This window comes from Enterovibrio coralii (assembly GCF_001559595.1).
In the GTDB taxonomy this organism is placed as follows: domain Bacteria; phylum Pseudomonadota; class Gammaproteobacteria; order Enterobacterales; family Vibrionaceae; genus Enterovibrio; species Enterovibrio coralii.
The window spans coordinates 1-5,254 of record NZ_LNTY01000020.1 but is presented as its reverse complement, the minus strand read 5'-3'; the positions used below and the strand labels follow the sequence as shown (position 1 = coordinate 5,254).

Sequence of the window (5,254 nt, the reverse complement as noted above, 5' to 3'; positions counted from 1 at the left end):
CGAAAGGCAAAAGAAAATCGCCATCTAGCTAACACTGAACAGTTAAGTATCTGATCAGTTGAACGCTCCCAGAGATGAATAATAGTACCCTCAGTTTCTGAAGGACTGAGGGTATCTGTTATGTTGGCTCAGTGGCTAAATTGCCCCGGAGTTAGTCTGTATACAGTGTAGAACAAGAGATGTGAGGTACACTTATCGCGTATAACTTTATTCGCTTGAGATAAGCTAGATAGCAAAAGAAGCAGGTGCCTCTCCCCTGGGAATAGGCCTTATGATGGCTTAAAGAGATATTTGAGATGAGTTATTGCGGTGTCTGCTTGCTTCATCTTAGTCAAGAACACAAAAGTTAAGAGCCATACGAACGGAGTCAAGTGCTACATTTTACCAGAGCTTAAAATCGGCCCAAATCAAAGGCCGTTTGTATTAATAAAACGCACTACTTTATTTGCTCAAGGTACCTTAAGTGATAGCCGGCTTTACCTACAATCGAATATCAGCAGGTGATGTGGGATGGTAGTGGTACGTAGGAAGCCGCGAAAGGTAAAGAACTGATTCAGTATGGTTTGTAATAAACGCTTCATAAAACTGAATAAAGCCCTTCATCAGAACGCTAAGGGATGCGCTGTTTAAACTTTCATGTATCAGTGACATTTGATTGAAATCCTCTTTAGCTGCTACAAATGCCACCTTGCTAGCAAATTTAGATGCAAGTAAAAATGGTCCATATGGCATATGGGCGACCTTATCAAATAGGGTTACTTGTTTAGTCTTGCCAAAAGTAACCCACATTTTTCTACTGGGTAAATCTGCGAAAATTAGAAGCTTACTTCCTCGTGAAACTTCTCTTGTAATAATCGAAATAGCATCAGGGTTTGCTGTGTTAACGTACACTACAAACTTGTCGAAGTTCTTTTCTGTATATGTCTGATAGTCTGTAATGTCACCATAAACCGGAATTACAATACGCTGAGTGCTAATTGAATCTACCAACCCCATAATTAATTTTATACGGTCGCAAGGATGTACCATCAATATAACTTCACTTTCATCAATTGCCTCTTTCGTCTCCGGAGATAATTTAAAAGTGGATAGTATTTCTGATGGGTTTGTATGAAATTTCGCTGTAGAAAAAATCAATTCACGGACTAAGCCGCAACTACATAGAAACCTATTTTTAGCTATATTATGTAGTAAGGATTTACGATTCACTCCTACAATAGAGAGATATTCATACAAGTATGTTTTCTTACACGGTATAAGTTTTGTTATCACGAAGCAAAGAGATAGTAGACTTCGATTGTTAATTATCCTATTCAATAATCTAAGTTTCATTTGCTTAACGCACTCAATTAAATGATATTTCATATTCAAACCCAGATTCATTTTCATCATGACTAACTACAATTACGGTGCATCCCAACTTTTGTATAACCCCTTTAATGATTGATGAGGATTCTGGGTCTAAATGTGATGTAGGCTCATCTAATATTAGGAGTTGAGGTTCCTTGTACAGTGCCCTTGCTAGATAGATACGTTGTTGCTGTCCCATTGATAGTTTTACTCCAGCTTGCCCCAAAAATGTGTGATAACCAGCTGGAAGAGAATTAATAAAGTCTAATTCCAAAAGTTTTGCTATTTTCTTTACCCTTACAGCATCAATATCCGATGTATTTAAGACTATGTTCTCAATAAGCGTTGCATTCTCTATTCGGTCATCAATACCAACAATTGCTATCTTGTCTCTTAAAGCTCTTAAACCAAAGGATTGCGCAGTCATACCGTTATAGGTGATCGATCCCGAATCTGGAGAGTCCAATGTGGCTATTAATCTAAGTAGAGTCGATTTACCACACCCAGATCTACCGCGGATAAGACATTTAGAACCGTAAGGCACTAAGAATGATAACTTATCTATAATTGGTTTGGTATCAAATGAAGAGTATGCAAAGCACAAATCACTGATTGTTATATCACCAATAGGCTCATCTTTGTTGACAAACATCGTTTGAATATCTTCCGCCTCAATTTCAGATGAGCGTGAACATTCTAGAACATCCTCAGCATGTTCTAGTTCGGTTTCTAACATTCGCAGTGAATGAAACTTTTCAGTTGATTCCAATATGTTTTGCATAAACATATCTTTGAAAAGGACAATTGCAATCATATCTCCTGGAGTAATACTTCCGTTTAAAGTCGCCTTTGTTCCTAAGTAGGCAATAACCAATCCTTGGAAAAGGTTCAGGCTAGTATGCAGGTTAGTTCCAGTCTCAGAAAGCCAACGGATCTTTGCCGACAAATGTGAAGTCACATTTTGCTTTGCTGAAAACTCGGAGATCATTTTATACTCTGTGCCGTTTATCTTTGATGACACGATGCTATTAAAGGTGTCAATAACGGATTGATTTCTTTTTGACTCTGCAATTATTTGCTTAGAATGAACATTTTTAATTAACTGAATTAAGCAAACTCTCACGGTCATGAACATGATACAGGACGCAACTAATACACCACCAATAAATGCGTCAATCGCCAGCAACAATGCTCCGAAAACAAATGAGATAAGAACGCTAATCAAAATCACTAACCAGCCATCGGTTATTTTGATGCTTATGTTTTCAACTGCACCAATATATCGAATCGCTTGAGCTGGCGTTCTACGCTCAAAAAAGTTTACAGGTAATGATGTTATTAACGCGTAATAGTCTCTCGCGGTCTGCTGATTCAGCCCTCTAGATATCTGATACTTGATGTATGAAGAAAAATTTAAGGCTGCACTCTTGGCTAGAAAAACTGCACCAAAAATAATTAGAAGTAAAGTTAAGAACTCCACATCATTATTAGGTAGTACATCATTCAATACCAATGGAAATAGCTTGGGGACTGCGAACGATAGCAGACCTACAACTATCAACATTAAGATATTGGAAAAAAATAATCCAAAGAAGGTTGGGTATGTGGACAGTACATTTAACCAGCTAAAGTGAGATGTTGGTTTCTGTTCTTGATCAACATCATAAAATGCTACTTTCTGGTCTACTTCTAATGCGACCCCTGAAAATAAAACGCCTAACTCTGATTTGGTGTATGTTTGTCGCCCAAAAGCTGGGTCAATAATCTTATAATCTGAACCCACAGCCTCCAAAACAACAAAATGAGAGTTATTCCAGAATAGTATTGCTGGAAGTTTCAGATCACCTAAATGCGCCACATCTAACTCATAAACATTGGTAGTGAATCCTATGTCATAAAATACCTTGGTTATGTCATAAAGGCTCATTCCATCTTTAGACAGCTTATACGATTTTCTTAAGTGGCTTAACGATATGTTTGTTCCGTAAGCACTAGCAACCATTGAGATCGAAGCTAAACCACATTCTGTAGTTTCATTTTGTAATTGAATATTGATTTTTTTCAAGCTTAAAAGTCCGGGTTACGTATTAGTGATTTACTAATTGGTAAGAACAACCACTTAATAAGGTTCGTCTTTTGAAGTTGGATAACTGCCTCTACTTTCATGCCATCTTTTAGGGCCGTTAAAGGGATTCGTTGGCTAGGGTAAACCTCAGCATTCATGTAATAAAAACCATCTTCTGAATTGTTTAGACGTTGATTTCTATCTAAGCTAGAAAACTCTGAAATGCTTGTGACCTTGCTTGTCAGCACGCCAAATTTTTCATATGGAAAAGCAATTACTCGAATGATGATTTTGTCGCCATCATTGATAAATCCCACAGAATCTTGAGATACTTTAAATTGGAAGTACATTTTTTTATCTGTAATGCGTTTTCCGACTAAGAGGACATCCCCTGGAACAATTTGCTCTCCAATATCAACTAACGGTTTTAACGTTATAAGGTCTATTGGAGATGTAATTGAACGGTAGTAGCGCTCACTAAATTCTTTCAACAATCGTCTGTATTGAAAAAGTTGATCTGTAAGTTGACTTTCAGTGCTAAGGGATGTGTTCGTACTGTTTTCCAACTGGTTATAGTAGTCTAGTTTCTTTACTTCTAGACTGGATAATGTGCCTCGAAGAGTATTTATATCTGTATCTATATTGTTTAATTCCAGCTCTTTCTTTGTTAAATCGTTGTGGCTGATATGACCTTTCTTAAATAATTCTTGAGTTGATTTCACTAGCGCATTAATTTTTTTCCTAGTATCAAGCAGTGTCTTTTGAGAGCTTAAGTTAATCTTGATCTCTGAGTTGACGCTATCAATAGCTTGATGTAGGAATAGTTTGGTTTTTTCACGTGTTTCCTTCTCATGGTTCATTCGTTTCTGTGTATCATTAATCAACTGCTGAATTTCAGTATAAGTAGCGTTGTTAGACAAAAGAGAGGCATCTGCACTTTCGGTGTTATCGCTGACTATCGTTGCAATAGGCTCGCCTTTATTGGCCGACGATGAGTTTGTAATAGAAAAGACTTGCCCTGTTGTTGTAGCTGTAATCTTGGTGATAGATGGATCTACAACCGAACCAGTGACAGTTGTTGTATAAGTATAATTACCGGTGCTAAAAACTAGAACGAAAATAGAAACGAAAATAAATAAGGAAAAGGTGACTGTTTTTACCGGAGAATAGCTTACGGGTATGCTACGCACATATTTCTCTCTAAAAAAACGGCTACCCTTTCGAATAGCCGTTGTTAGTAAAAGGATGTTTAAATTGGTTATGTTATGATTTTGAAGCTACACCAACAGTTGCACCCGCAACCATCACACCACCCATGACGATACCGCTAGAACGCCAATGAAGCCACCGCGAACGTTTTTTGTGCTTTCTACTGTCATTTTTTTCATTTTTAAATTCCTTACTTTATTATATTAAAGAAACGTTGATGACATACCAATACTTCTTTAATGATAATATCAATATGGCATATGTTTTCATATGCATACTTGTGCAAAGTAATCGTTAATTTATGCAAAGCCATTCCGGGTAATCACAAAATAAATGCCATCCAGGCTAATACTGAACGGTAATTGAACCTGCAAATGATTAACAATCCACCTAGTTTCTCAAGGACTGAGGGTGCTATTTTACGTTGGCTCACTGGCTCACTGGCTCACTGGCTCACTGGCTCACTGGCTCACTGGCTAATTGGTGTTAATACATTTTATTCGTCGGAGTCTTTGTCTATTTTTCAAAGAGACTTGCCGCTACAAAGGGGGGAATAAGCCTTAGGTGAAACCAATATAGTCTGAATGTTGGATGAGCATTGGCTAGGTTGAGTTCACCACTCGAATACCA

The 5,254-nt window shown here is 37.5% G+C and carries 3 protein-coding genes; all 3 read right to left on the bottom strand.

Annotation, left to right across the window (positions count from 1 at the left end; all coding sequences use genetic code 11):
* Positions 1 to 480: 480 nt before the first annotated feature.
* Positions 481 to 1,236 carry a hypothetical protein gene (locus tag ATN88_RS06430; protein ID WP_157490673.1) on the bottom strand — a complete coding sequence of 252 codons (756 nt, stop codon included), beginning with the start codon at positions 1,234 to 1,236 and terminating at the stop codon, positions 481 to 483.
* Positions 1,237 to 1,345: 109 nt separating this feature from the next.
* Positions 1,346 to 3,415 (bottom strand): peptidase domain-containing ABC transporter, encoded by a 2,070-nt coding sequence (locus ATN88_RS06425; protein WP_083539431.1) that lies wholly within the window; start codon positions 3,413 to 3,415, stop codon positions 1,346 to 1,348.
* 2 nt (positions 3,416 to 3,417) lie between these two features.
* Entirely contained in the window at positions 3,418 to 4,605 is a 1,188-nt protein-coding gene (locus tag ATN88_RS06420; protein ID WP_067413111.1) for a putative HlyD family type I secretion protein, read from the bottom strand.
* Positions 4,606 to 5,254: the final 649 nt, after the last annotated feature.